Origin of the sequence: Kribbella shirazensis (assembly GCF_011761605.1) — a bacterium.
GTDB classification, from domain to species: Bacteria; Actinomycetota; Actinomycetes; order Propionibacteriales; family Kribbellaceae; genus Kribbella; species Kribbella shirazensis.
Genome location: NZ_JAASRO010000001.1, coordinates 8,212,958 through 8,233,280, shown reverse-complemented (window position 1 = coordinate 8,233,280; position 20,323 = coordinate 8,212,958). Strand labels below are relative to the sequence as shown.

The 20,323-nt window shown below is 68.7% G+C and carries 22 protein-coding genes and 1 pseudogene; 7 read left to right on the top strand and 16 right to left on the bottom strand.

All coding sequences use genetic code 11. From position 1 onward, the window contains the following. Position 1: 1 nt before the first annotated feature. The gene (locus tag BJY22_RS39240; protein WP_167217135.1) at positions 2-787 is read left to right on the top strand and encodes a prolyl oligopeptidase family serine peptidase; all 786 of its coding nucleotides are present in this window, start codon (positions 2-4) and stop codon (positions 785-787) included. On the opposite strand, the gene BJY22_RS39235 is transcribed toward BJY22_RS39240, so the two are convergent. Together BJY22_RS39235 and BJY22_RS39230 are read right to left on the bottom strand one after the other, a co-directional pair. After that, a complete protein-coding gene (locus BJY22_RS39235; protein ID WP_167217133.1) occupies positions 780-1,445 on the bottom strand; it encodes a DsbA family protein in 666 nt (221 codons plus the stop codon). The genes BJY22_RS39240 and BJY22_RS39235 overlap by 8 nt on opposite strands. Then, on the bottom strand, positions 1,442-1,921 hold the full coding sequence (locus BJY22_RS39230) for a pyridoxamine 5'-phosphate oxidase family protein (RefSeq protein WP_202891464.1): 480 nt from the start codon (positions 1,919-1,921) through the stop codon (positions 1,442-1,444). The genes BJY22_RS39235 and BJY22_RS39230 overlap by 4 nt, the downstream gene beginning before the upstream one ends. 259 nt (positions 1,922-2,180) lie before the next feature. Here BJY22_RS39230 and BJY22_RS39225 point away from each other — a divergent pair, with 259 nt between their 5' ends. Beyond that, positions 2,181-2,591, top strand: a complete 411-nt coding sequence (locus BJY22_RS39225) for a cupin domain-containing protein (RefSeq protein WP_167217131.1) — start codon at positions 2,181-2,183, stop codon at positions 2,589-2,591. Between the two features lie 53 nt (positions 2,592-2,644). Here the strand turns inward: BJY22_RS39225 and BJY22_RS39220 are convergent, their stop codons facing one another. From BJY22_RS39220 to BJY22_RS39175, 10 genes are all read right to left on the bottom strand, one after another. Beyond that, positions 2,645-4,027 (bottom strand): phosphomannomutase/phosphoglucomutase, encoded by a 1,383-nt coding sequence (locus tag BJY22_RS39220; protein ID WP_167217129.1) that lies wholly within the window; start codon positions 4,025-4,027, stop codon positions 2,645-2,647. A 3-nt stretch (positions 4,028-4,030) separates the two neighbouring features. Beyond that, complete coding sequence (locus tag BJY22_RS39215; protein WP_167217127.1) at positions 4,031-5,086, bottom strand: glycoside hydrolase family 130 protein; 1,056 nt, start codon at positions 5,084-5,086, stop codon at positions 4,031-4,033. 5 nt (positions 5,087-5,091) lie between these two features. Continuing rightward, positions 5,092-5,910 carry a carbohydrate ABC transporter permease gene (locus BJY22_RS39210; RefSeq protein ID WP_167217125.1) on the bottom strand — a complete coding sequence of 273 codons (819 nt, stop codon included), beginning with the start codon at positions 5,908-5,910 and terminating at the stop codon, positions 5,092-5,094. Continuing rightward, positions 5,910-6,878, bottom strand: a complete 969-nt coding sequence (locus BJY22_RS39205; protein ID WP_238350582.1) for a carbohydrate ABC transporter permease — start codon at positions 6,876-6,878, stop codon at positions 5,910-5,912. Before BJY22_RS39205 ends, BJY22_RS39210 begins: the two co-directional genes overlap by 1 nt. Then, positions 6,875-8,149 carry an extracellular solute-binding protein gene (locus BJY22_RS39200; protein ID WP_167217122.1) on the bottom strand — a complete coding sequence of 425 codons (1,275 nt, stop codon included), beginning with the start codon at positions 8,147-8,149 and terminating at the stop codon, positions 6,875-6,877. The genes BJY22_RS39205 and BJY22_RS39200 overlap by 4 nt, the downstream gene beginning before the upstream one ends. An 80-nt stretch (positions 8,150-8,229) precedes the next feature. Then, on the bottom strand, positions 8,230-8,517 hold the full coding sequence (locus tag BJY22_RS39195) for a hypothetical protein (RefSeq protein ID WP_167217120.1): 288 nt from the start codon (positions 8,515-8,517) through the stop codon (positions 8,230-8,232). 44 nt (positions 8,518-8,561) lie between these two features. Continuing rightward, positions 8,562-11,318, bottom strand: coding sequence for an AAA family ATPase (locus BJY22_RS43215; RefSeq protein ID WP_167217118.1), 2,757 nt, complete (start codon positions 11,316-11,318; stop codon positions 8,562-8,564). A gap of 103 nt (positions 11,319-11,421) precedes the next feature. Beyond that, entirely contained in the window at positions 11,422-11,814 is a 393-nt protein-coding gene (locus BJY22_RS39185; RefSeq protein WP_167217116.1) for an MAPEG family protein, read from the bottom strand. Further along, positions 11,811-12,770 carry an ATP-grasp domain-containing protein gene (locus BJY22_RS39180; protein ID WP_167217114.1) on the bottom strand — a complete coding sequence of 320 codons (960 nt, stop codon included), beginning with the start codon at positions 12,768-12,770 and terminating at the stop codon, positions 11,811-11,813. The genes BJY22_RS39185 and BJY22_RS39180 overlap by 4 nt, the downstream gene beginning before the upstream one ends. Continuing rightward, on the bottom strand, positions 12,767-13,648 hold the full coding sequence (locus BJY22_RS39175) for a glutamate-cysteine ligase family protein (RefSeq protein ID WP_167217112.1): 882 nt from the start codon (positions 13,646-13,648) through the stop codon (positions 12,767-12,769). Before BJY22_RS39175 ends, BJY22_RS39180 begins: the two co-directional genes overlap by 4 nt. A 59-nt stretch (positions 13,649-13,707) precedes the next feature. Here BJY22_RS39175 and BJY22_RS39170 point away from each other — a divergent pair, with 59 nt between their 5' ends. After that, positions 13,708-14,208: a MarR family winged helix-turn-helix transcriptional regulator gene (locus BJY22_RS39170; RefSeq protein ID WP_167217110.1), complete on the top strand. Its 501-nt coding sequence runs from the start codon at positions 13,708-13,710 to the stop codon at positions 14,206-14,208. Here the strand turns inward: BJY22_RS39170 and BJY22_RS39165 are convergent. Further along, the gene (locus tag BJY22_RS39165) at positions 14,172-14,753 is read right to left on the bottom strand and encodes an ArsR/SmtB family transcription factor (RefSeq protein WP_167217108.1); all 582 of its coding nucleotides are present in this window, start codon (positions 14,751-14,753) and stop codon (positions 14,172-14,174) included. The two genes, BJY22_RS39170 and BJY22_RS39165, sit on opposite strands and share 37 nt — an antisense overlap. Before the next feature lie 25 nt (positions 14,754-14,778). On the opposite strand from BJY22_RS39165, the gene BJY22_RS39160 reads away from it, so the two are divergent. Both BJY22_RS39160 and BJY22_RS39155 read left to right on the top strand, forming a co-directional pair. Next, complete coding sequence (locus BJY22_RS39160) at positions 14,779-15,390, top strand: dienelactone hydrolase family protein (protein WP_238350581.1); 612 nt, start codon at positions 14,779-14,781, stop codon at positions 15,388-15,390. 176 nt (positions 15,391-15,566) lie between these two features. Then, on the top strand, positions 15,567-16,691 hold the full coding sequence (locus tag BJY22_RS39155) for an alpha/beta fold hydrolase (protein WP_167217106.1): 1,125 nt from the start codon (positions 15,567-15,569) through the stop codon (positions 16,689-16,691). Between the two features lie 78 nt (positions 16,692-16,769). Here BJY22_RS39155 and BJY22_RS42760 read toward each other — a convergent pair. Next, positions 16,770-17,006: pseudogene (locus BJY22_RS42760) on the bottom strand (GNAT family N-acetyltransferase); the annotation flags it as partial. A 232-nt stretch (positions 17,007-17,238) separates the two neighbouring features. Here BJY22_RS42760 and BJY22_RS39150 point away from each other — a divergent pair. Beyond that, positions 17,239-17,730 (top strand): winged helix-turn-helix transcriptional regulator, encoded by a 492-nt coding sequence (locus BJY22_RS39150; RefSeq protein ID WP_202891463.1) that lies wholly within the window; start codon positions 17,239-17,241, stop codon positions 17,728-17,730. 42 nt (positions 17,731-17,772) lie between these two features. Here BJY22_RS39150 and BJY22_RS39145 read toward each other — a convergent pair whose 3' ends face one another. After that, positions 17,773-18,654, bottom strand: coding sequence for a Scr1 family TA system antitoxin-like transcriptional regulator (locus BJY22_RS39145; RefSeq protein WP_167217104.1), 882 nt, complete (start codon positions 18,652-18,654; stop codon positions 17,773-17,775). A gap of 161 nt (positions 18,655-18,815) precedes the next feature. Between BJY22_RS39145 and BJY22_RS39140 the strand changes: the two genes are divergently transcribed. After that, entirely contained in the window at positions 18,816-19,646 is an 831-nt protein-coding gene (locus BJY22_RS39140; RefSeq protein WP_167217102.1) for an SAM-dependent methyltransferase, read from the top strand. Between the two features lie 56 nt (positions 19,647-19,702). Here BJY22_RS39140 and BJY22_RS39135 read toward each other — a convergent pair whose 3' ends face one another. After that, positions 19,703-20,272, bottom strand: coding sequence for a helix-turn-helix domain-containing protein (locus tag BJY22_RS39135; RefSeq protein ID WP_238350580.1), 570 nt, complete (start codon positions 20,270-20,272; stop codon positions 19,703-19,705). Between the last annotated feature and the right edge of the window lie 51 nt (positions 20,273-20,323).

Below are 20,323 nucleotides of genomic sequence, written 5' to 3'. Positions count from 1 at the left end.
GATGGAGCGCGAGTACCTGATGGCCGTGCCTGACGGTCCGGTCCGCGGTGTGACGGTGCTGTTCCATCCCTTCGGCTTCACGCCTGAGGCGGTCCTGTTCGGTGAGCCGGCCGGTGAGTTGCTGATCAGGCCGCTCGACGGTGCGCTCGGTCCGGCCGAGGCTGCTGGTCAGATCGTCGTCGCTCCGCGCAGTCACGGCCGGGTGCTCAGCGGGATCTCGTTGGCCTGGCAGGACCATCTGGATGCGACGTGGGAGATCGTGCGGGAGGTCTGCGATCGCTTCCGGACGGACGTCGTGGTCGTCGGCGGGCTGTCGATGGGTGGTCAGGAAGCTCTGGTGCTGGCGGCGCAGCATGCCGACGATGTCGCGGCGGTGTGGGCTGTGAATCCGGTCGTCGACCTTGCGCGGTGGCACGACGACATCCGCGACGGCCGCACGAGCGACGCGCTCCTGGGGGCCGACGAGACGATCCGGGAAGAGGTCGGCGGGGCTCCGTCCGAACTACCCCACGAGTACACGCGCCGGAGCCCCATCTCGTACGCCGCCGCGCTTGCCGGGACCGCAGTACGCCTCGTCTGGTCCGCCGCCGACACGATCATCCCCGGCCAGCCGTCGTACCACGCCCACGCCCTCGCGGAGAACCTCCGCGCCCTGGGCGGCGACGTGGACGAGCGCATCGTCACGCACGCCCCGATCTCCCCGACCGAGGACCCAGGCCGCTACGCCCACGAGGCCTGCGACACCTGGGAACACCTGGCCTGGGCAAGCCTCGTGCAAATTACCTGATCGCGCTCCGAAGCAACTTTTCTGGCCAGTCGGGATCGTTGCTCTTGGCAATGGGGTAGCCGGAGGCCCACGGGCCTTCCCAGCGCACGTCGATGCCGGGATTGTGGGCGGCGGTGCCGTCAGGGAGGAAGAGGTGCGGGCTGCCCTGGACGGCGTCGGTGACGGCGACGGCGTGGTCGTTCATGACGGCAGAACGTGCGCGGCCGTCGTCCAGCGCGACCGCGAGTTCGGTGCTGTCGAGCGACTCGACCTCGGCGGCGACCTCCAGGATCGTCTGGCGGTGACCGATCGGCCGCGAGTCGAACCAGAACGCCCGGCGCAGCGCGGCATCGAGATCCTCCGACGCCTGCAGCCCCTGCGCTTTCGCGGCATGCACCGCCTCGGCCGCCAGGAGAACAGTCGACGGATAGGTCCAGTCGGGCTTGCCCCACAGCCGGAACCCGGCCTCCGGCGCCACCTGCCCCAGCCCGACCGCCTCACTGTCCGTCCCCGGCCGCGAATGCGGGCCGTTGAACAACTCCAGCGCGAACGTGTGATGATCCAGCCGCACGTCCACCCCGAGCTCGGCGCGCACCGCCCGCAGCCGATGGAGCGCCACATGGGCGAACGGACACAGCAGATCCGACCACACCTGGATCGTCCCGGGCGCGACGTTCACTCGTCCTCCTGGTGGTCGGCGCCGGCCGGGTTGCCGGTGAAGTGCTCCGGCGCGATCAGCACCGCCGTACGACGATCAGCCACCATCTCCGCGTCGTACGCATCCAGATCCGGATGTACGCCGCCCGCTGCGTGGTAGATGTCGCGCAGCAGCACCCGCAACCGCTCCGCGTCGATCCCCGCCAGCGGATCGTCCGGACCTGCCAGCTCGACCGATCCGCTCACCCCGATCCACTCCCACTGCGCGCGGAACACCAAGGTCGCGCGCGGGACCCGCCGCAGATGGGCGAGCTTCGCGGTGCGTCCGCGGGCGACGAACGCGACGACCGGTGCGCCGGTCACCGGGTGGTCGACGACGCCGGCGTTCACCACCGACGCGGCCGGCTCGCCGGAGCGGCGCTGGGTGACGGCGACCGCCAGGAAGTGATCCCGGCGGCCGAGCTCGTTGATGCGGGCCAGTCCCGCGGAGGTCTCCATGCGCCTGACGTTAGCGGACCATGGTCCGGTTATCAATCGCGCGGCCAGAGCTGCGGCTGGATCGCCGGGTCCGTGTAGTCGGGATCGGGGATGTGGCGGACCAGGTCGTCGTTCGGGTGCGAGGCGCCGGCGCGCCAGCGGTTGCCGAGCGGCTGCAGGTGGAATCGCAGTGATTTCGAGCGCGATCGTGTGTCACACGGAGCTGCGCTCGCTGGTCGGTAGAGCAGGAGCAACTACCGACGAACACAAGGGGTCAGTCATGCATGACAGTGCCGAGGCATCAGTTCAGCCGACAGTGGAGATGCTGGCGTCGGTGGCGAATCCGCCGGTGCCTGCCGATCTCGAGGTGCGCACGGTGCTGATCACGTTGCCGCCCGGCAGCGCGGGATCTCCGCCGCACCGCCATCCGGGCCCGGCCTTCGGATACGTGCTCAGCGGCGAGGTGATCATCGAGCTGGAAGGCGAGCCGGAACGCGTCGTCAAGGCCGGCGAGGCGTTCTGGGAGCCGGGTGGTGACCTGATTCATTACAGCGGAGCCAACAACCTGCCGGATGCCGAGACGTCGTACGTCGTCACGCTGCTGGGAACGGCCGGGCAGCCGGTGCTGACTCCGGTCGGCGCCGAGGAACTCGAAGAACGTCGCGACCGCCGCGCTTCCAAGCCCCGATGATCATCGGGCGGGCGGCTCGGGAACTGTTCGGGCGGTCGACGATCACCTAGGCCCTACGAGGCCGCGCCGGCTTCCCGGCGCGGCCTCTCGCCTGATCCGAGCAGACCGAGAACGTCGTCACGGAGGTGCGCCATCGACTCGTGGTCGGTTCCTTCGACGTTGAGCCGGAGCAACGGCTCGGTGTTCGAGGGCCGCAGGTTGAACCACGCGCCGCCAGGCAACGTGACGGTGAGTCCGTCGAGATGGTCCGTGGTCGCGCCCTGGTCGCTGTACCGCGCCTGAACGAGCTCCAGCGCTGCCCGGATGTCCTCGTGGGCCAGATTGATCTCACCGCTGGCGACGTACCTCGAGAACCCGTGCATCAGCTCCGACAGCGGCTCGTCCGCTTGTCCGAGCGCTTCCAGGACGTGGAGTGCGGCGAGCATGCCGCTGTCGGCGTTCCAGAAGTCACGGAAGTAGTAGTGACCGGAATGCTCCCCGCCGAAGACGGCGTCGTTGTCCGCCATCACCTGTTTGATGAACGAGTGCCCGACGCGGGTGCGGATCGGCCGGCCGCCGTGCTCGGTGACCTCCTCGGCGACAGCCTTGCTCGTGATGGCGTTGTAGACGATGGCGGATCCGGGGTGCCGGTCCAGTTCCCGGGTCGCTATTAGGCTGACGACGGAGCTGGGGGAGACCGCTGCGCCTTGTTCGTCGACGAAGAAGCAGCGATCGGCGTCGCCGTCGAAGGCGAGACCGATGTCCGCGCCGTGACGCCGGACCGCGAGGCGCAGGTCGTCGAGGTTCGCCGGGTTCATCGGGTTGGCTTCGTGATGCGGGAACGTCCCGTCGAGCTCGAAGTACAGCGGGACGATCTCGAAGGCGGGATGCCGAAGCGCCACGGGCGCCGTCCGACCGGCCATGCCGTTGCCGGCATCGACCACGATCTTCAGGCGCCGGCTGCCGGTCAGGTCGACCAGGCGGCGGAGGTGGGCGGCGTACGGCGGAAGCAGGTCCTGGTGCCGGATCTGGCCGGTCTCGCCGTCGTACGCGGGCAGGCCGGTCTCGAGCAGGGTCCTGATCTCTCGCAGCCCGGTGTCCTGCCCGACCGGCGCGGCTCCGGGGCGGCACAGCTTGATGCCGTTGTACGCCGGCGGGTTGTGGCTGGCGGTGATCATCGCTCCGGGAATGTCTCCGACGCCCGACGCGAAGTACAGCAGGTCGGTCGAGACGAAGCCGATCGAGAGTACGTCGGCCCCTCGGCCGGCCACGCCGGCGGAGAACGCCTCGGCCAACGACGGCGAGGACACCCGCATGTCGTGCCCGACGGCGACGAGGTCGGCACCGAGATGGTGGGCGAAGGCAGCACCGACCTGGAAGGCGAGCTCGTCGTCGAGCTGGTCCGGGACCGTACCGCGGATGTCGTACGCCTTGATCAGCGTGCCGAGGTCTCGCATGGATCACACCTTCTCCAGTCGTGCCACGCCGATCTTGGCGTCGGCCATTCCGTAGAACACGTAGTGGATGTCGTCGATCTCCTCGATCGCCGTCGGAAAGACCACGTTCGCGACGGTTCCGATCCGCTCGTCGTCGGTCTCCGGCGCCAGCAGCGGCTCGGTCGTCCGGTCGACGACCTTGGTGACGTCGTTCAGGTCGAGGAGCAGCGCACCGGCGGAGTAGGTGACCCGCTGCGTGGTCGGGTCGAAGCCGTGTGTCTGCTCGCCCGTGACGCCGTGATGGATCACCAGCCATCCCTCAGGTGTCCACAGGGGTGGTGGTCCGGCGCCGATCTTCAGTTCCTCGAAGGGGTACTCCGGCATCGCGACGAGCCGATGATGCCGCAGATGCGCCAGGTTGCGCACGTCGCGCTCGACAGCGGCGACCGGCGTGAACGACACCCAGATCCCTGGACGGTCGTCCGTGACCCCGGTCGGCAGGTGCACGCCTTCGCCTTCGCGGAACCACCCGAGGTCCCACATCGGGCGATGCAGCATCGCGTACGACGGCTCGCCGTCCGGACCGGGCACGGGCTGCGGGAAGAAAACGGTGTCCTTGTTCGGAAACAGGTTGAGATCGGTGTCCAGCAGCGGCTGGTACTCGAAGTGCAGCGGACCGAGCCGCCGCCACTCGCGCAGGTTCGGGGAGATCGCGAGCGCCGGTTTCGGCCCGAGCGGTCCGTAGGCGACGTACGTCATCACGTGCAGTCCCAGCGACGGTACGAAGGTGACCCGAGGGTCCTCGACGCCGGCGTTGTTCTTGCCGCGCTCCCAGCCTTCGTCCGGTGCCAGCACGACGCCTTCACGTCCGACGCCGACAGGCACACCGTCCTTCAGTTCCACCCAGGCCAGACCGACCCGAGAAACGTTGCCTGCGGCCACCAGCCGCGGGAGGAGGTAGAGCGTGCCGTCCGGCGTCCGTCCGCTGGCAGGGTTGAGGACTCCTTCGATCTCCAGGGAGTTACCTGGCTCAGGGCTCATCAGGACGCCGATACGGGTCAGGGTGTACGGGACGGTCATGGTGATCAACCTTTGATTCCGGACTCGAGGCCCTGGGAGATGAACTGACGCTGGAAGACGATGAACAGGGTCACCGCGGGTGCGGCGAGTACGCAGGCGCCTGCGAGCACGGCGCCGAACGGGTTCGCGGCCCGTGCCGACACGGTGGTCAGGTAGTTCGACAGCGAGACCGCCAGCGGCTGCAGGTCCTGCTGCTTGGTGATCAGGAACGGCCACAGGAACTCGTTCCACGGCCCGATGAACGTGAGCAGCACGCCGGTCAGCAACGCCGGCCGGACCAGGGGTACGGCGACCCGCCAGAGGATGCCGAGCTCCGACGCGCCGTCGATCCGGGCCGCGTCGAACAACTCCGCCGGCAACTGCAGGAAGTACTGCCGGAAGACGAACACTGCGGTGGAGTTGATCAGGAACGGCAGGATCATGCCGAGGTACGAGTCGGCCAGTCCGTAGCTGCGCACGATCAGCACGTACAGCGGAATCGTCAGCAGCTGGAACGGCACGACCTGGATCAGCAGCATCAGGTTGAACACCAGCCCGCGGCCGCGGAACTGCAACCGCGCCAGCGCGTACCCGGCGAGCACCCCGAACACCAGCGTTCCGAGGATCACGCCGCCGGTGAAGATCCCGGAGTTGATCAGCGACCGGCCGAGATCGATGGCCGAGTTGATCTCGCTGTAGTTGTGCAGTGTCAGGTTTCCGGCCGACGGAAATGCTCCGGAAACGGACGGATCCGGCTCGGCCTGCAGTGACCCGATCAGCATGTAGTAGAAGGGGAACAGGAACACGAAGGCGCCGAGCAGCAGCGCGACGAACTTGAGTTTCATCAGTCCTCCTCGCGGCCGACGAAGCGGCGTTCGATCAATGCGAGCAGCAGGACGCCAACGACCAGCAGCACCCCGATCGCGGAACCGATGTCCGGGTTCCCCTGCTCGATCCCGCGCTGGTACATGATCAGTACGGGGGAAGCCGATGCTCCGTCCGGCCCGCCGCCTCCGGTCAACAGATACGGCTCGGTGAACAAGTTCGCGCCGGTGACCGTGGCAACGAGCACCACCAGAGTGGTCGCCGGCCGCACACCGGGGACGGTCACGTTGAGGAAGGACTTCCACCGCCCGGCGCCGTCCATCGAGGCAGCCTCGTAGAGGTCCTTCGACACGTTCTGCAGCGCGGCCAGGTACAGCAGGATGAAGAACCCGAGCTGTTTCCAGGTCACGTAGACAGCAACGGTCGGCATCGCAAGGGACGAGTTGACCAACCACGACGGATCGGGTGCGAGCGGACCGAGGACGGAGTTGACCAGACCGTTGGAGTTGAACAGGAACAGCCATACTCCGACGACCGCGACGGATGCCGTGACGTACGGGACGTAGTAGGAGACGCGGAAGAACGTCCGCCAGCGGATCGCCGCGTTCAGCGCGTTCGCGAGGAGCAGCGACAGGACGACGGTCAGCGGAACGTTGATCACCAGGAAGATCAGGACGTTTCCGAAAGCCCGCCGTACCGCAGGGTCCGACAACACCGTCGCGTAGTTGTCGAACCCGGCGAACGGCCGCTCGACGATCGCCCCGGGCGCCGCGAAGAAGTAGTCGTGGAAGGAGATGTAGACGGCGAAACCCAAGGGGTAGGCGAAGACGGCGGCCAGGAAAACGACGTACGGGGCGGCGAGGGCGATTCCGATCGGTTGCCGCCCGACGAGCCGATCGAGCGTTTTGTTGCGGCCCCCTGGGCGCAGGTGGCGTCCGGTGGGATGCGGGTCGGCGCGGGGCACGGTTGCCCGGGTGGTGACGGTCATGGCTGGGACGCGAGTTGGTCGATCTTCTGCGCGGCGCCGTCGAGCGCCCCACCGGGATCCTGCTGTCCGAAGATCACGGACCTCGAGTAGGCGTCGCGGAAGGTCTGCCAGATCGTGATCGAGTTCGGCACGTTCGGCACCTCGACGGTCCGCGAGGCCTGGTCGGCGAAGGTCTTGTACTCCGGGTTCTTCGCGAAGTAGTCGGCATACGTGGACGCGACGTCCTTGCGCAGCGGCATCTGCCCGGTCGCGGCCAGGAACTTTCCGTCCTGTTCCTTGCTGGTGGCGAACTTCAGCACGTCCCAGGCCGTTCCGCGGTTCTGGCACGCCGAGTACATCGCGACGTTCTTCGCGTCACTGAACGTGTGGATCTCCGACGCCGGCCTGCCCGCCGACGTCGGCACCGGTACGACGCCCCAGTCGGCCTTGCCCTTGTACGTCGCGATGGCCCACGGACCGACCACGGCCATCGCCGCCGTACCGTCGACGAACGCGTCACCGGTGTACTTCTCCGGCGAGGCGAGCTTCTCGGCGTACATCGTCCGCCAGAACTGCGCGACCTTCCTGCCCTCGTCGGAGGCGAAGGTCGCCTTGCCGTCGGCCACCAACTGCCGGCCGCCGGTCTCGGCCGCGAACAATGGGTAGAAGTCGAACCAGGACTGGTAGAACTCGTTGCTCGGCGCCGGGTAGATCGCGAACTTCGCGGCCTTCGCGGCCACCACCTTGCGTGACGCCGCCAGGAACTCGTCGTACGTCGTCAACGACGGATTTGCGATGCCTGCCTTCGCAAACGCTTTCTTGTTGTAGAAGATCATCACCGGGTTCGACTTCCATGGCAGCTGGTAGTACTTGCCGTCAGCCGACTTGTACTGCCCCGCGACCTCCCCCGATCGGTCCTCGACGTACGACCTCCCGTCAGTGAAGCCGTCCAGCGGCACCAAACCACCCTGCTTCTGGAACTGCGACACCGACGCCGGCGAGGTGTTGAAGATCAGGCACGGCGCGTTCCCCGCCGTGATCGCCGCACCGATCACCTCCTCCGACGACTTCCCGGTCGGGATCTCCTGCGCGGTGACCTGCTGATCGGCGTGCTCGGCGTTCCACGCCGCGACCATCTGCTTGCCCCAGGCCACTTCTTCGGCGTTGTTCGAATACCAGATCGTGATCGGCCCGCGCGTGGCGGTATCCGAACCTTCGAAGCCCGCAGGCCCACAGGCCGCGGTGGCGGCCAGGGAGATGACGATCGCGGCGGCGGTGACGGTTCGCCTCATGGTTCCTCCAACGGATTCCTGCGGGGTGGCCCACATCGTCAAAGACCGCACTGCACGGATGCGTGTGACAGCGGCACTCATCAGCTGGCCAGGTCCTCGGCCAGCACCTGCTCGAGGGTGGCGAGATCACCGCTTCGTGCGGCACCGAGGAATGCCTGCACGAAGCGCTCGTGTGACTCCGGACTGCCGATCACGTCGCGGTCGCTTCTGAGTCGCCTCCGAGCGCGACTGACCACCTGCCGGGTGTTCGCCGCTTCCACAGCGTCGTGGTGCTCGACGCGAGTCGCCGGGTCGTCGCTGAGATCCGCGGTGTCCGGCGAGTAGGGCCCTGATACTCGTGGCTGCGGCACGTGGTGCACGCGCACCACGTGGTCACTTCCGACCACGGAGTGCGCGGCTTGCTCGCCCGCGGCTACGCGTTGTGGTTGTCGAGCAGGACCTGGAGCTGTCGGCGTGAGCGGATGCCGAGCTTCGTGAAGACCTTGCGGAGATGCCACTCGACGGTGTGCCGGCTGAGGAACATCTGGGCGCCGATGTCCGCGTTGGTCAGGCCTGCTCCGGCGAGTTCGGCGATGCGGGCCTCCTGAGCGGTCAGGCTACTGTTCGCCTGGCGCGTGGGTTCGTGGACGACTTCACCCGCGGCCGCCAGTTCGTGGCGCGCGCGCTCGGCGAACCCGTCGGCACCCGCCGCGGAGAACAGCTCGTACGCCGTGCGCAGTTGCTCGCGCGCTTCCTGACGTGGCCCTTCCCGCCGCAGCCACTCGCCGTACACCAGATGTGCGCGGGCGAGGTCCATCCGGATCCGCGTTCGGCTCAGGTACTCGATGGCCTCCCGGTAGTACCGCTTGGCCGTGGCGTCGGTGGACAGCAGTGCGCGGGCCCGGGCGAGGACTCCGAGCGCCCACGGCGTACCGCTGGCCTCGGCCATCATGGTCAGCCGCTCCATGGCCTCGGCCGCGGCATCGGGCCGGCCGCTGTAGACGGCGGCTTCGACGAGTTCCGGCAGCGCCCAGTTCGCGACGCCGAGCTCGACGGGGTACTCGGTCGCGACCTGCGCCGCGGCCAGCGCGTCCTGGTATCTGCCGCGACTGTTCAGGAGCACGGCGCGTGCCCATTGATGGGAGGTGACCGCACCGCCTTCACCGCGGATTTCGGCCCCGTCCAGACTCGCCCCCACGAGTTGCTCGGTCCGCTCCACCTGGCCACGCCAGGCGGCCAGGGTGACAGCCTGGTACGGCGTGGGGGTGAGACCGGTCGCCTCCCAGATCGTCTCGATCTCCCGAATCACCGACTCGGCCACCGTGAACTCGCCGGCGAACATCTGGAGGATGACACGCGTACCGAGGACGGATGGAATCTCGGTCAGATCGCCGGCCCCACGAGCGATCCGAACATGCTTGGCCGTCAGGACGTCCCAGCTCTCGTCGTCCCACAGGTCGATGGCCAGCAGCGTCGCGAGCCAGATCCAGCGCAGGTCGTGCGCGTTCCGTGCGTCGTCGGTCTCGGAGAAGGCTGCCATCACGTCTCTGGCCAGTGGGACGGCGGCCGGATAGTCGTCGGTGAAGAGCCGGGCCAAGGTGTCCAGCAGCAGGTCCCGCTCGCCGCGGACAGCGGGACTCGGCGCCGCGCGGGCCGCGCGGGCGACGACGGGCAGACCGGCGCCGGCGCCGAAGCGGCCGGCGAACATCGCGGCGGTGATGGCGTCGAGGTAGGTGTCCCGGGCCAGGGCGGGGTCGAGTGGTTCCAGCCGGTCGGCGGTGTCGAGCAGCATCCGGGGCGCGTCCATGCCGTGACCGGTGGCGAACGCGACCCGGGCCCGGACCAGATCCGCGCGGGCGCGCCGCAGCTCGTCCGCAGAATCCTCGTCGGCGGTGACGAGGAGCTTCAGCGTCGTCTCGAAGGCGCCGGCGTGGAACGAGGCCTGGGCGGCGGCGAGAGCTCGGTCGGCGCGCTTCGCGGGGTCCGGCGTCAGCTCGGTCGCGCGCCGCAGGAAGGCGGCCATCGCCGCGAGCCCTCCGCGCCGGCTCGCGCGGTCCGCGGACGCGATCAGGTCCTCGGCGATCTCCTCGTCAGGTTCGAGCGCCCCGTTCGCCCGGTGCCACGCGCGCCGGTCGGGGTCCACCGCCGGATCGGTCGCGTCGGCGAGGGCCCGATGCACGGCCCTGCGGTCCGCGGGCGTCGCGGACCGGTAGGTCGCCGACCGCACCAGCGGATGCCGGAACCGAACCGGCGCACCGAGGTCGATGAGTCCCGCCTCCTCGGCCGGGTGGGCCGCGCTCATCGGTACGTCGAGATGCGTCAACGCGCGACGCAGGAGCAGCAGATCGCCGACGGAGTCCGCCGCGGCCGTCAGCAACAGCCGCTGGGTCTGTGGTGGCAGCGACTGCACGCGCCGGTGGAAGTGCTGCTCGATCTGACTCGCCAGCGGCCGAACGTCAGGCTGCTCGAACCCACCGGCCAGCTCCGCCGTGCTCAGGCCTCGCGGGAGCTCGAGCAGCGCGAGCGGATTGCCGCGTGTCTCGGCCACGATCCGGTCGCGCACATGCTCGTCGATCCGGCCCGGGATCGCCGCGGTCAGCAGCGCCTTCGCATCGTGGTCGGCGAGGCCACCGATCGGCAGCTCGGCAAGCCCACGCCACTCCGGTCCGGTCAGCGGATCGCGCACTGCGAAGACGAGTCCGATGCGGTCGGCGAACAGGCGCCGGCCGGCAAAGGTCAGCGCCTGGGCGGAGGCCTGATCGAGCCATTGCCCGTCGTCGACGACACAGAGCAACGGTTGGCCGGCGGAGGCTTCCGACAGGAGCGTCAACGTGGCCGCGCCGACCACGAATCTGTCCGGTGGCGCGCCGGCCCGCAGGCCGAAGGCGACCTCGAGCGCTTCACGCTGTACGGGAGGCAGACGCTCCACCAGGTCCAGCATCGGTGCGCACAGTTGGTGCAGACCGGCGAAGGGTAGCTCCATCTCCGATTCGACACCGGATGCTCGGGCCACCCGGCAGCCGTCGGCGTTCGCGGCGAGATGATCCAGCAGAACGGACTTGCCGATTCCGGGCTCACCGCGAATAAGCAGTACTCGACCCTCGTTCGTGCGTATGTCGGCAACCAACCCGTCCAGCTGCGCCAGCTCTGCTCGCCGACCCCGTATCCCGTACTCCGCGCCACCCGCCACAGGCCCACCCTCCTGATCAGAGGTTAGAGCCGCGCGCCCTCGAACGCGACCGGCTTGCCTTCTGGCGACATGTCAGGAGCCGACGTCCGGGAAGGCCGGCCGATCAGATCGTCGCGATCGCGGTGACGCCGAGTGCGATCCCGACGAGGTAGGTGCCCAGGGCGCCGACATCGCGGAGCGGGCCGTGCGTTGCGAGCGTGCTGGACCGCAGCATGCCGACGGCGTGCGTGAACCGGACCGCGACGGCCGCGACGGCGAGTACGTCGATCAGCCAACTGCCGGACAGCGCCGAGCAGACGAGCAGTAGCACGATCATCGTCGGGATGTACTCGGCCGCGTTGCCGTGCGCGCGGACGGCGATCAGCAACCGGTCGGCCGGATCGGTCGGCTGCTGGTTGCCTGCCCCACGCAGCGCGCGGTTCCGCGTCACGTTGGCGCCGAGCAGGAACAACAGGATTCCCAGCAGGCCGATACACACAACGGTGATCGTGCTCATACGAATGCTCCTTCGAACAGGTGGCTCACGATGGTGTGACTGAGGCGGGTCCCGAGCAGCGCGTCCGTCTTGTGCATGCCGCCGGGACAGGTGACGTTGACCTCGATCAGGCGGCCGTCGATCACGTCGAGACCGGCGATCACCAGCCCGTGTGCGCGCAGCACCGGTCCGAGGGCGCCGACGATCGCCCGGTCGTCGGCGTCGATCTCGGCCGGCGCGACCGGCGGCCCGATCCGGAAATCGTCGACGGCCGGCCGCCGCAGGACCGCACCGACGATCTCACCGTCCAGCAGGAACAGGCGTTTGTTGCCGCGCGCAACCGCCGGCAGGTACTGCTGGGCGATCACGTGCCGCCGCCCGCCGTGTGTCGCCGACTCGAGCAGCGCGACAGCGGACCGGTCGTCGTGCACCAGCCAGACGCCGATCCCCGCGAACCCGTCCACAGGTTTCACGACCGCCGTACCGACACGGCTCACGAAGGACCGCAGGGCGAGCGGATCCGCCCCGACGTACGTCGCCGGGCACAGCTCCGGGAACTGCAGCGCGACCAGCTTCTCGTGCATCGCCCGGATCCCCTCCGGGCGGTTGATCACCCGCGTGCCGGCCCGTTCGACGAGATCGAGCAGGTATGTCGTGTGCAGGTACCGCGCGTCGACCGGCGGATCGATCCGTAGGTGGACCACCTCGAACGACGCGACGTCGACCACCGCGGTCCCGAGCTCGTCCCACCAGGTCGGGTCGACGATCCACCGATGATCGCCGTTGGTCGCCCGCGGCCGCAGCAGGATCCGCCGCGCGTGGGCGCGGACCTGGCCGTCGACGACCGCGAGCTCCTCCGGTTCGCAGCACCAGACATCGAGGCCGAGGTCCTGCGTGGCGCTCATCAACCCGATGCCGGCGTCGATGTCGCCCTGCAGCCCGGTCAACGGATCGGTCACGAACAGCACCCCGCTCATGCCGCCGGCTCCTGTTCCAGCACGCCGTCGGCCGCCGCGCGCCAAAGCCCTGCTGTACAAGGCAGTTCTCGCAGTGCCTTACGTCGGCGTACGTCGTCGTACATGAGCTCCCTGAGCACCGCGACGGCCTGCTCGGCGGCTTCGGGCTGCAACGCGTCGAGGAAGCGCACCTCGAGGTACGTCCCGCGCGGCCGGACCGGTGGGAACAACGTGCTCACGTGTCCGGCCGGCCCGTCGAGAAAGGCCGTGGCACCCGCGGCGAAGGCGGTGTACGACGCGACCGGGTCGTCGTCGCGCAGCAGGCGCTCGTCGAACGCCGTACGCGCCGGATCGACCGCCAACCAGGTCGCGAGCCGGTCGCTGCGGTTGAACCGCGCCGCGAGGAACGGTCCGGCCAGGTTGAGCACCCGCCACTGCTCGAGACCCGCTCGCCCCGGCCACCAGTCCAGGCAGACCTGCGTGGACGCGGTCCGCCGCATCATCCGCCGACCGGCCGGACCGATGCGGTCGAAGTGCCGCTGCATGGCGACGTACCGCGCTGACGTCAACTGCAACGGCACCTCCTTCCGTGGGTCGACCGGGATCGGCTGCAGTGTGATCCCGCTGAGCCGGCGCCGGAGGTCGGCGGTCAGCACGCGCAGGTCGTGCAGCGGCTCGAGGGACGGCGGCAGGCTCAGTTCGACCTGGCCGCCCGGCTCGAAGGTGAGGTACGGCGCCGCGAGCGATCCCGCGGCCGCTTGCCGTACCTCCTCGATCGGCACGACGCCGCCGTCCGCCGCGGAGACGACGTACTCCTGCTCGATCGCGACCCGGACCGTCCGCCGGCGCCCCCGCGCGAACAGACCGGCCACGATCGGCCGAAGTTTCCTGGGATCCATCAGACCCTCCCTGATACTGTAAGGATTCCTGTCGAAATATTGGAAGGTATCCTTACGACATGTCAAGGCCTCAGATGCCGCGACTCGATCGAAAGCCGCTGATCGCGCTGGTCGAGCGTGCCAACCGCGCCCTGCAGACCGACATGGTGCGCCGCGCCCACGCCGACGGGCACGCCGAGGTGAAGATGGCCCACAACTCGGTCTTCGGCACGCTGTACTCCGGTGGATCGCGGGCCGCGGACATGGCCGCGCGGGCGGGGATCACCCGGCAGTCGATGGGGGAGGTGATCCGGGACATGGTCGCGCTCGATCTGCTCGAGATGCGGCCGGATCCCGACGACGGCCGCGCCAAGGTGGTCGGCTACACCGAGCACGGACTGGACGTGGCCAGTGACGGCCGACGGCATCTGATCCAGCTCGAGCGCAGGCTCGCGGAGGAGTTCGGCGAGCACGAGTACGACACCGCCCGCGACGTACTCGAGCGCCTCGTCGACGTCCTCGACAGGTTGGCGACCGAGCAGGATCAGGACTCGCCGTCGGCCGGCGGCAGTGTCGGGTAGTCGACGATCGGGTAGAGGCCGACGGTGAAGCCGTACGTCGTACCGCCCGAGCGGGGGAGCTGGTCGAAGGAGTGGATCAGCTGGTCAACCTGCTGCCAGAACTCGGCCGCTCGCTCCTCGGGGATCCGCGCGTGCCGGATGAACGAGCGCAGCTGACCCGCGTCGTACGCCGGCTTGGACTCCTCGGCCGCGACCTCGAAGTCGTTGAAGTCGTGGGGGAGCTGCCCGTCCTTGCCCTGGCGGCCGAGGCCGACGTAGAACATCCTCGCCGCGCGCCCGTAGAACCGCTCCTCGATCGCCCGCACCCGCCGGGTCCGGACCACCTGCAGGATGCCGGCGTCGGCCAGCACCTTCACGTGGTGCGCGACCGTGCTCTTCGGCCGCCCGACCGCAGTGGCCAGCTCGGTGACGGTCGCCGCGCGCTCGTGCAGCAGCCCGAGGATCGTCGTCCGGAGCGGGTCGCTGATCGCGCGCACCTGCTCGGCAGTCGTCAGCTCGAGCTCGTCCAGGAGCTCGTAGTCGGGGACGGGGCTATTGATCGACATGGTGCGAATAGTCTACCGTTTCCGATTGTTCGAGATATTTGGATCATTGGAGCTGATGATGGCCGAGGTCGTGCTGTACCACCACTCGCAGGGGCTGACGGACGGGGTGAAGGCGTTCGCCGACGAGCTCCGGCGGGCGGGTCATACCGTCCACACGCCGGACCTGTACGAGGGCAACACCTACGCGACCATCGAGGAGGGGATGGAGTACGCGCGGTCGACGGGCTTCGGCACGATCGCCGAGCGCGGCGTCGAGGCCGCGCAGAGCCTGCCGGAAAAGGTTGTCTACGCCGGTTTCTCGCTCGGCGTCGTGCCCGCACAGCAGCTCACGCAGACCCGTCCGGGGGCGGCCGGCGGGTTGTTCTACTACTCGTGCCTGCCGGTCGAGGAGTTCGGTACCTGGCCGGACGGCGTGCCGGCGCAGGTGCACGGCAAGGACGAGGACCCGTTCTTCGCCGAGGAAGGCGGCGACCTGGACGCCGCCCGCGCCCTGGTCGCTGCCGCCGACACGGTCGAGCTGTTTCTCTACCCCGGCAAGGAGCACCTCTTCGCCGACTCGTCCCTGCCGAGCTACGACGAACCCGCCGCCAAGCTCCTGACCCAGCGCACCCTCGACTTCCTCGCGAAACTCGCGTAGGCCCGCGCCACCGAGCTCCTCCTGCAACGCACCCTCGACGTCCTCGCCTAGGTGTTTCTGCGGGAGAATGGCTTGATCGTCGGTGTGGGGAGTTCTGCTGGTCGTTTCAGGTAGGTAGGACTCCCCGGCCCAGGCGTCACCCGACGAGAGCGGCCGGTCCGGCTACAGTGCGGTAGGTGATCTCTGAGTTTCGGATTGGGGTGCCGGACGCGGAGTTGCGGGAGCTGCGGGAGCGGTTGCGGCGGGTTCGTTGGCCTCGGCAACTACCTGGTGACTCGTGGGAGCGTGGCGTGCCGGTCGGGTATGTCCGGCGGGTGGCCGAGCGGTGGGCGGCGTACGACTGGCGTGCCTGGGAGACGCGGCTCAACGGGTATCCGCAGTACACGACCGAGATCGACGGGCAGACGATCCACTTCCTGCACGTGCGGTCACCGGAGCCGGGCGCGTTGCCGTTGATTCTGACGCACGGGTGGCCGGGGTCGGTGGCGGAGTTCCTGGAGGTGCTGGGGCCGTTGACCGATCCGGCGGCGTACGGCGGCGACCCGCGCGACGCGTTCCACGTCGTGGCGCCGTCCGTTCCGGGACACGGGTTCTCGGTGCCGCTGGCGTCCGGGTGGAACCACGCGCGGATCGCTCGCGCCTGGGTGGAGTTGATGCGTCGGCTGGGATACGAGCGGTACGGCGCGCAAGGCGGCGACACGGGATCGGTCGTGTCACCTCTTGTCGGACAGGCGGATCCGGAACACGTTGTCGGCGTACACATCAACGGGGGACTGGCGTATCCGGAGCTCGAACCAGGTGATCGCGAGCAGTTGAACGACGCCGAGCGCGAGCGCCTCGCGGCGGCGGACCGGCTGCGCGCGGTGGGGACCGGGTACGCCGACCTGCAAGGCACGCGCCCGCAAACGGTTTCGTTCGGGCTGAGCGACTCGCCGGTCGGGCAGCTGGCGTGGATCCTGGAGAAGTTCTGGGAATGGACCGATCCGGCGCGTGAACTGCCCGAGGACGCGGTCGACCTCGACCACCTGCTGACGGACGTGTCGATCTACTGGTTCACCAACACCAGCGCGACCTCCGCCAACCTGTACTACGAGAACCACTCGGTCGCCGACGACCTGCGACCAGGCGTGCCGACCGGCGTCGCGCTCTTCCCGACCGACCCCGCAATCAGGCGTGTTCTACAGCGCCGGCACCACATCGTCCACTGGTCGGAGTTCACCCGAGGCGGCCATTTCGCCGCCCTCGAGGCACCCGACCTCCTCGTCGACGACATCCGTACGTTCTTTCGGGCGGTCCGGTAGGTGGGCCGGTGTGACGAAGGTCAGGAGGGTGCCGTCGCGTTCGACTGTCGCGTCCGGCCAGCGGCGGCGGATCATGCGGATCGAGCGGTCGTTGGCGGCGCTGACCACGAACAGGAAGCGGGTCGCGCCGGATGCGACCGCGTCGGCGGCGGCGGTCGACAGCATGCGGATTCCGAGGCCGCGGCGTTGTTCGTCCTCGGCGATCACGGCCGCGAGTTCGGCGGTCGACTCGCCGGGCGCCCAGGCCCACATGGCGTGCCCGACGATCGTTCCGGAGCGGGTGGCGACGAACGCGGCGCCTGCCGGGCACAGCATCCGCAGCAGCACGGCCGTGCGCGGCGGCGTACCGATCGCGCTCTGGAAGCGGAAGTAGCGGCTGAGATCGGTCAGCCCGGTCAGCATCCTGGCCAGCTCGTCCGCGTCGGGTTCGCCGGCGCGACGGACAAGTGGCAGTCCCACCTGAGTCTGGTTCACGGATTCAGCCTTGCTCCACCTGGCTGAGTCTGTCAAGCAGACTTATCCGGATGTGCGGATTATCATGACTGTCATGGCTACGGCGATCACCGAACAGGTGCCGGAGGCGATGAACTGGTCCACGGAGAACTGCACGATCTCCCGGACCATGGACATCCTCGGTGACAAGTGGACGTTTCACGTCCTGCGCGAGATCTTCGTCGGCGTCCGCCGGTTCGAGGACATCCGGACCCGGGCCGGCATTCCGCGCCAGGTCCTGACCGAGCGGCTCGCCGCGCTGATCGAACGCGGCCTGATCCGCCGGCATCCGTACCGGCTGCCCGGTCAGCGCGAGCGCTCGGAGTACCGCCTCACCCAGGCCGGGCTCGATCTCTATCCGGTACTGGTGGCGATGATCCAGTGGGCCGACCAGTACCTCCCGCTGGACGCCGGCCCGCCGATCGAGCCCCGGCACCGCGGCGACTGCGGCGAACGCGTCACCGTGGTGATGCGCTGCGAGGCCGGCCACGAGCCGACGCCCCGCGAGGTCGCCTTCCTCCCCGGCCCAGGCGCCACCCGCCGATAGGGCGCGTCTCCCGACTCCACGCCTACCGCGCGGCACCCGTCGCTAGCGGTCGTCGAGACGCTCGATCGCGCGGCGGATGATGGACTCGGTCTCGCGGGGCTGGGCCGCGGTGATCGTGACGGCATCCATGGTGACGACGTAGGTGTCGAGTTCCTCGCGCTTATCGAGGTAGACGGCGCTGGTCAGGTGCTCGATGTAGACGATGTCGGGCAGGTCGGCGTCGTTGAACCGCAGCAGCGTGAACGCGCCGCCGGTCGCCGTGTAGCCGCCCTTCTCGAACGGGATGATCTGCAGCGTCACGTTGTGCCGCCGCGAGGCCTCGATCAGGTACTCCAGCTGGGCCCTGAGGACCGCCGGGCTGCCGATCGGCCGTTTCAGCACGGACTCGTCGATGATCGCCCACAGCCGTGCGGGTCGTTGCCGCGTCAACACTTCCTGGCGGCTCATCCTCAACGACACCAGCCGATCGACCTCGGCCCGCGGCAGCGCGACGTCCTGCCGTCCGAGCTGGATGATGGCCCTCGCGTACTCCGGTGTCTGCAGCAGCCCCGGGACGAACTGCAACTCGAACGTACGGATCAGGTCGGCCGCCATCTCCAGGCCGAGGTAGTCGTGGAACCAGATCGGCGTGAGGTCGTCGTACCGCTGCCACCAGCCGGGGTCGTTCGCCTGCTGGGCCATGGTGAGCAGGCGTTCGCGCTCGGACTCGTCCTCGAGCTTGTAGAACGTGAGCAGGTCGTCGACGTCGCGCACCTTGAAGCTGACCCGGCCGAGTTCGAGCCGGCTGATCTTGGACTCGGAACCGCGGATCTCCCACGCGGCCTGGGTCCGGGTAATACCGGCCGCCTCGCGCAGGCGGCGCAGGTGTGTGCCGAGGATGATGCGCTGAGCGGTCGGGCCGCCGTACGCCCCCGGCTCTGTCACCTCTGACCTCCCAGCAGCGGTGTTTCGGTATGCAGCAGTTGATCATTTCATAACGGATCGTAAACCCGTCCACCCCCTGCGTCCGGCACGGTGTGTTCACTGCGCCGTACTGTCAGTAGAGTCGGACGGACAAACTCCCGATCACTCTGCGAGGTTCACTGATGGTCGATGCCACCAAGGCACCAAGCTCGAACCCGGTCGGCGTCGACACCTCCCGGGCGAGTATCGCCCGAGTGTACGACGCCTTCCTGGGCGGCAAGGACAACTTCGAAGTCGACCGCGAGGTACTGCGTGGGGTCCAGGCCGCTGCGCCGCAGGCCCAGGACCTGGCCTGGTCGAACCGGAACTTCCTGATCCGCGCCTGCCGGTTCCTGGCCGGCCAGGCGGGTATCACGCAGTACCTCGACTGCGGGTCCGGTCTGCCGACCGCCGAGAACACCCACCAGGTCGTGCAGCGGATCCAGCCCGAGGCCAAGGTGCTCTACATCGACAACGACCCGGTGGTGCTCGCGCACGGCCGCGCGCTGCTCGAGGAGAACGAGAACACGCTGTTCGTCAGCGCCGACATCTTCGACCCGGACGAGGTGCTGGCAAACGAGGAGGTGCGGAGCTTCCTCGACTTCAACGAGCCGATCGCCGTGATCCAGAACGGCACGCTGCACCACTACATCGGCACCGAGGGCGCGCAGATCATGCAGAAGTACGTCGACGCGGTGGTGCCCGGGTCGTACACGGTTGTCTCGCACTTCTTCAACCCGGAGACGCCGGAGCATTCCGAGGTCGCCCGGAAGATGGAGGAGAAGTTCATCCACAGCCCGATGGGCAGCGGCAGGTTCCGCACCCGCGCCGAACTGATGGAGTTCTTCCCCGGCCAGGAGCTGATCAGCCCGGGCCTGGTGCTCTGCGACGACTGGTGGCCGGACGGACCGCGGATCAAACCGCTGAACCAGGTGGAGGAGTGCATCGTCGGCGCGGTAGGCCGCAAGGTCTGAGCGTCGCTCGCTGAGGTTGCCCGGAGCATCGGTTGCTCCGGGCAACTTTTTTGTCCTCAGACGTGCTCGGAGACCAGCGTCGCGGCGGTGCCTTCCTCGAGCGCCTGGAAGATGTGCGGGAGGTCGCCGGGGTAGGCGATGTAGTCGCCCGGGGCGAGCTCGACCGGATCGTCGAGCGGGCCGACCAGGGCGCGGCCGGAGCCGAGGATGACGTGCTCGACGACGCCGGGCATGTGCGGGTCGGACTTCCGGCCGGGGCCGGGGGAGGCGACGATCCGGTACAGGTCGCGGCGCGCGTTCGGCGGGCTGGACGCGACCAGCGTGGCGCTGTAGTCGGCCTGGTCCGAGTAGATCGCCGGGCCCTCGCCGGCGCGGATGATCTGGACCTTCGGGCGCGGCGGGTCGAGCAGCGCGGCGAACGGGGTGTCGAGGGCGACCGCGAGCGCCCACAGGGTTTCCACGCTCGGGTTGCCGGTGCCGGACTCCAGTTGGGAGAGCGTCGACTTGGCGACGCCCGCGCGTTTCGCGACCTCGGTCAGTGACAGGCCGGCCCGGGCGCGGTGCCTGCGCAGCGAGGCGGCAATCACGTCCAAGGGTGCTCTGCTGTCCATGGCTGTTCGCTCCATCGGTCTAACTGTTCGGCTTGACGAACGGGCGGCGTGTTGTTCATCATAATG

Bases quoted from the DNA above. Each gene is read 5' to 3' on its own strand.
- BJY22_RS39240 (WP_167217135.1), top strand. From the start codon at position 2: ATGGAGCGCGAGTACCTGATGGCCGTGCCTGACGGTCCGGTCCGCGGT.
- BJY22_RS39230 (WP_202891464.1), bottom strand. From the start codon at position 1,921: ATGGAGACCTCCGCGGGACTGGCCCGCATCAACGAGCTCGGCCGCCGG.
- BJY22_RS39225 (WP_167217131.1), top strand. From the start codon at position 2,181: ATGCATGACAGTGCCGAGGCATCAGTTCAGCCGACAGTGGAGATGCTG.
- BJY22_RS39220 (WP_167217129.1), bottom strand. From the start codon at position 4,027: ATGCGAGACCTCGGCACGCTGATCAAGGCGTACGACATCCGCGGTACG.
- BJY22_RS39215 (WP_167217127.1), bottom strand. From the start codon at position 5,086: ATGACCGTCCCGTACACCCTGACCCGTATCGGCGTCCTGATGAGCCCT.
- BJY22_RS39210 (WP_167217125.1), bottom strand. From the start codon at position 5,910: ATGAAACTCAAGTTCGTCGCGCTGCTGCTCGGCGCCTTCGTGTTCCTG.
- BJY22_RS39205 (WP_238350582.1), bottom strand. From the start codon at position 6,878: ATGACCGTCACCACCCGGGCAACCGTGCCCCGCGCCGACCCGCATCCC.
- BJY22_RS39200 (WP_167217122.1), bottom strand. From the start codon at position 8,149: ATGAGGCGAACCGTCACCGCCGCCGCGATCGTCATCTCCCTGGCCGCC.
- BJY22_RS39185 (WP_167217116.1), bottom strand. From the start codon at position 11,814: ATGAGCACGATCACCGTTGTGTGTATCGGCCTGCTGGGAATCCTGTTG.
- BJY22_RS39180 (WP_167217114.1), bottom strand. From the start codon at position 12,770: ATGAGCGGGGTGCTGTTCGTGACCGATCCGTTGACCGGGCTGCAGGGC.
- BJY22_RS39175 (WP_167217112.1), bottom strand. From the start codon at position 13,648: ATGGATCCCAGGAAACTTCGGCCGATCGTGGCCGGTCTGTTCGCGCGG.
- BJY22_RS39170 (WP_167217110.1), top strand. From the start codon at position 13,708: ATGTCAAGGCCTCAGATGCCGCGACTCGATCGAAAGCCGCTGATCGCG.
- BJY22_RS39165 (WP_167217108.1), bottom strand. From the start codon at position 14,753: ATGTCGATCAATAGCCCCGTCCCCGACTACGAGCTCCTGGACGAGCTC.
- BJY22_RS39150 (WP_202891463.1), top strand. From the start codon at position 17,239: ATGGCTACGGCGATCACCGAACAGGTGCCGGAGGCGATGAACTGGTCC.
- BJY22_RS39140 (WP_167217102.1), top strand. From the start codon at position 18,816: ATGGTCGATGCCACCAAGGCACCAAGCTCGAACCCGGTCGGCGTCGAC.
- BJY22_RS39135 (WP_238350580.1), bottom strand. From the start codon at position 20,272: ATGGAGCGAACAGCCATGGACAGCAGAGCACCCTTGGACGTGATTGCC.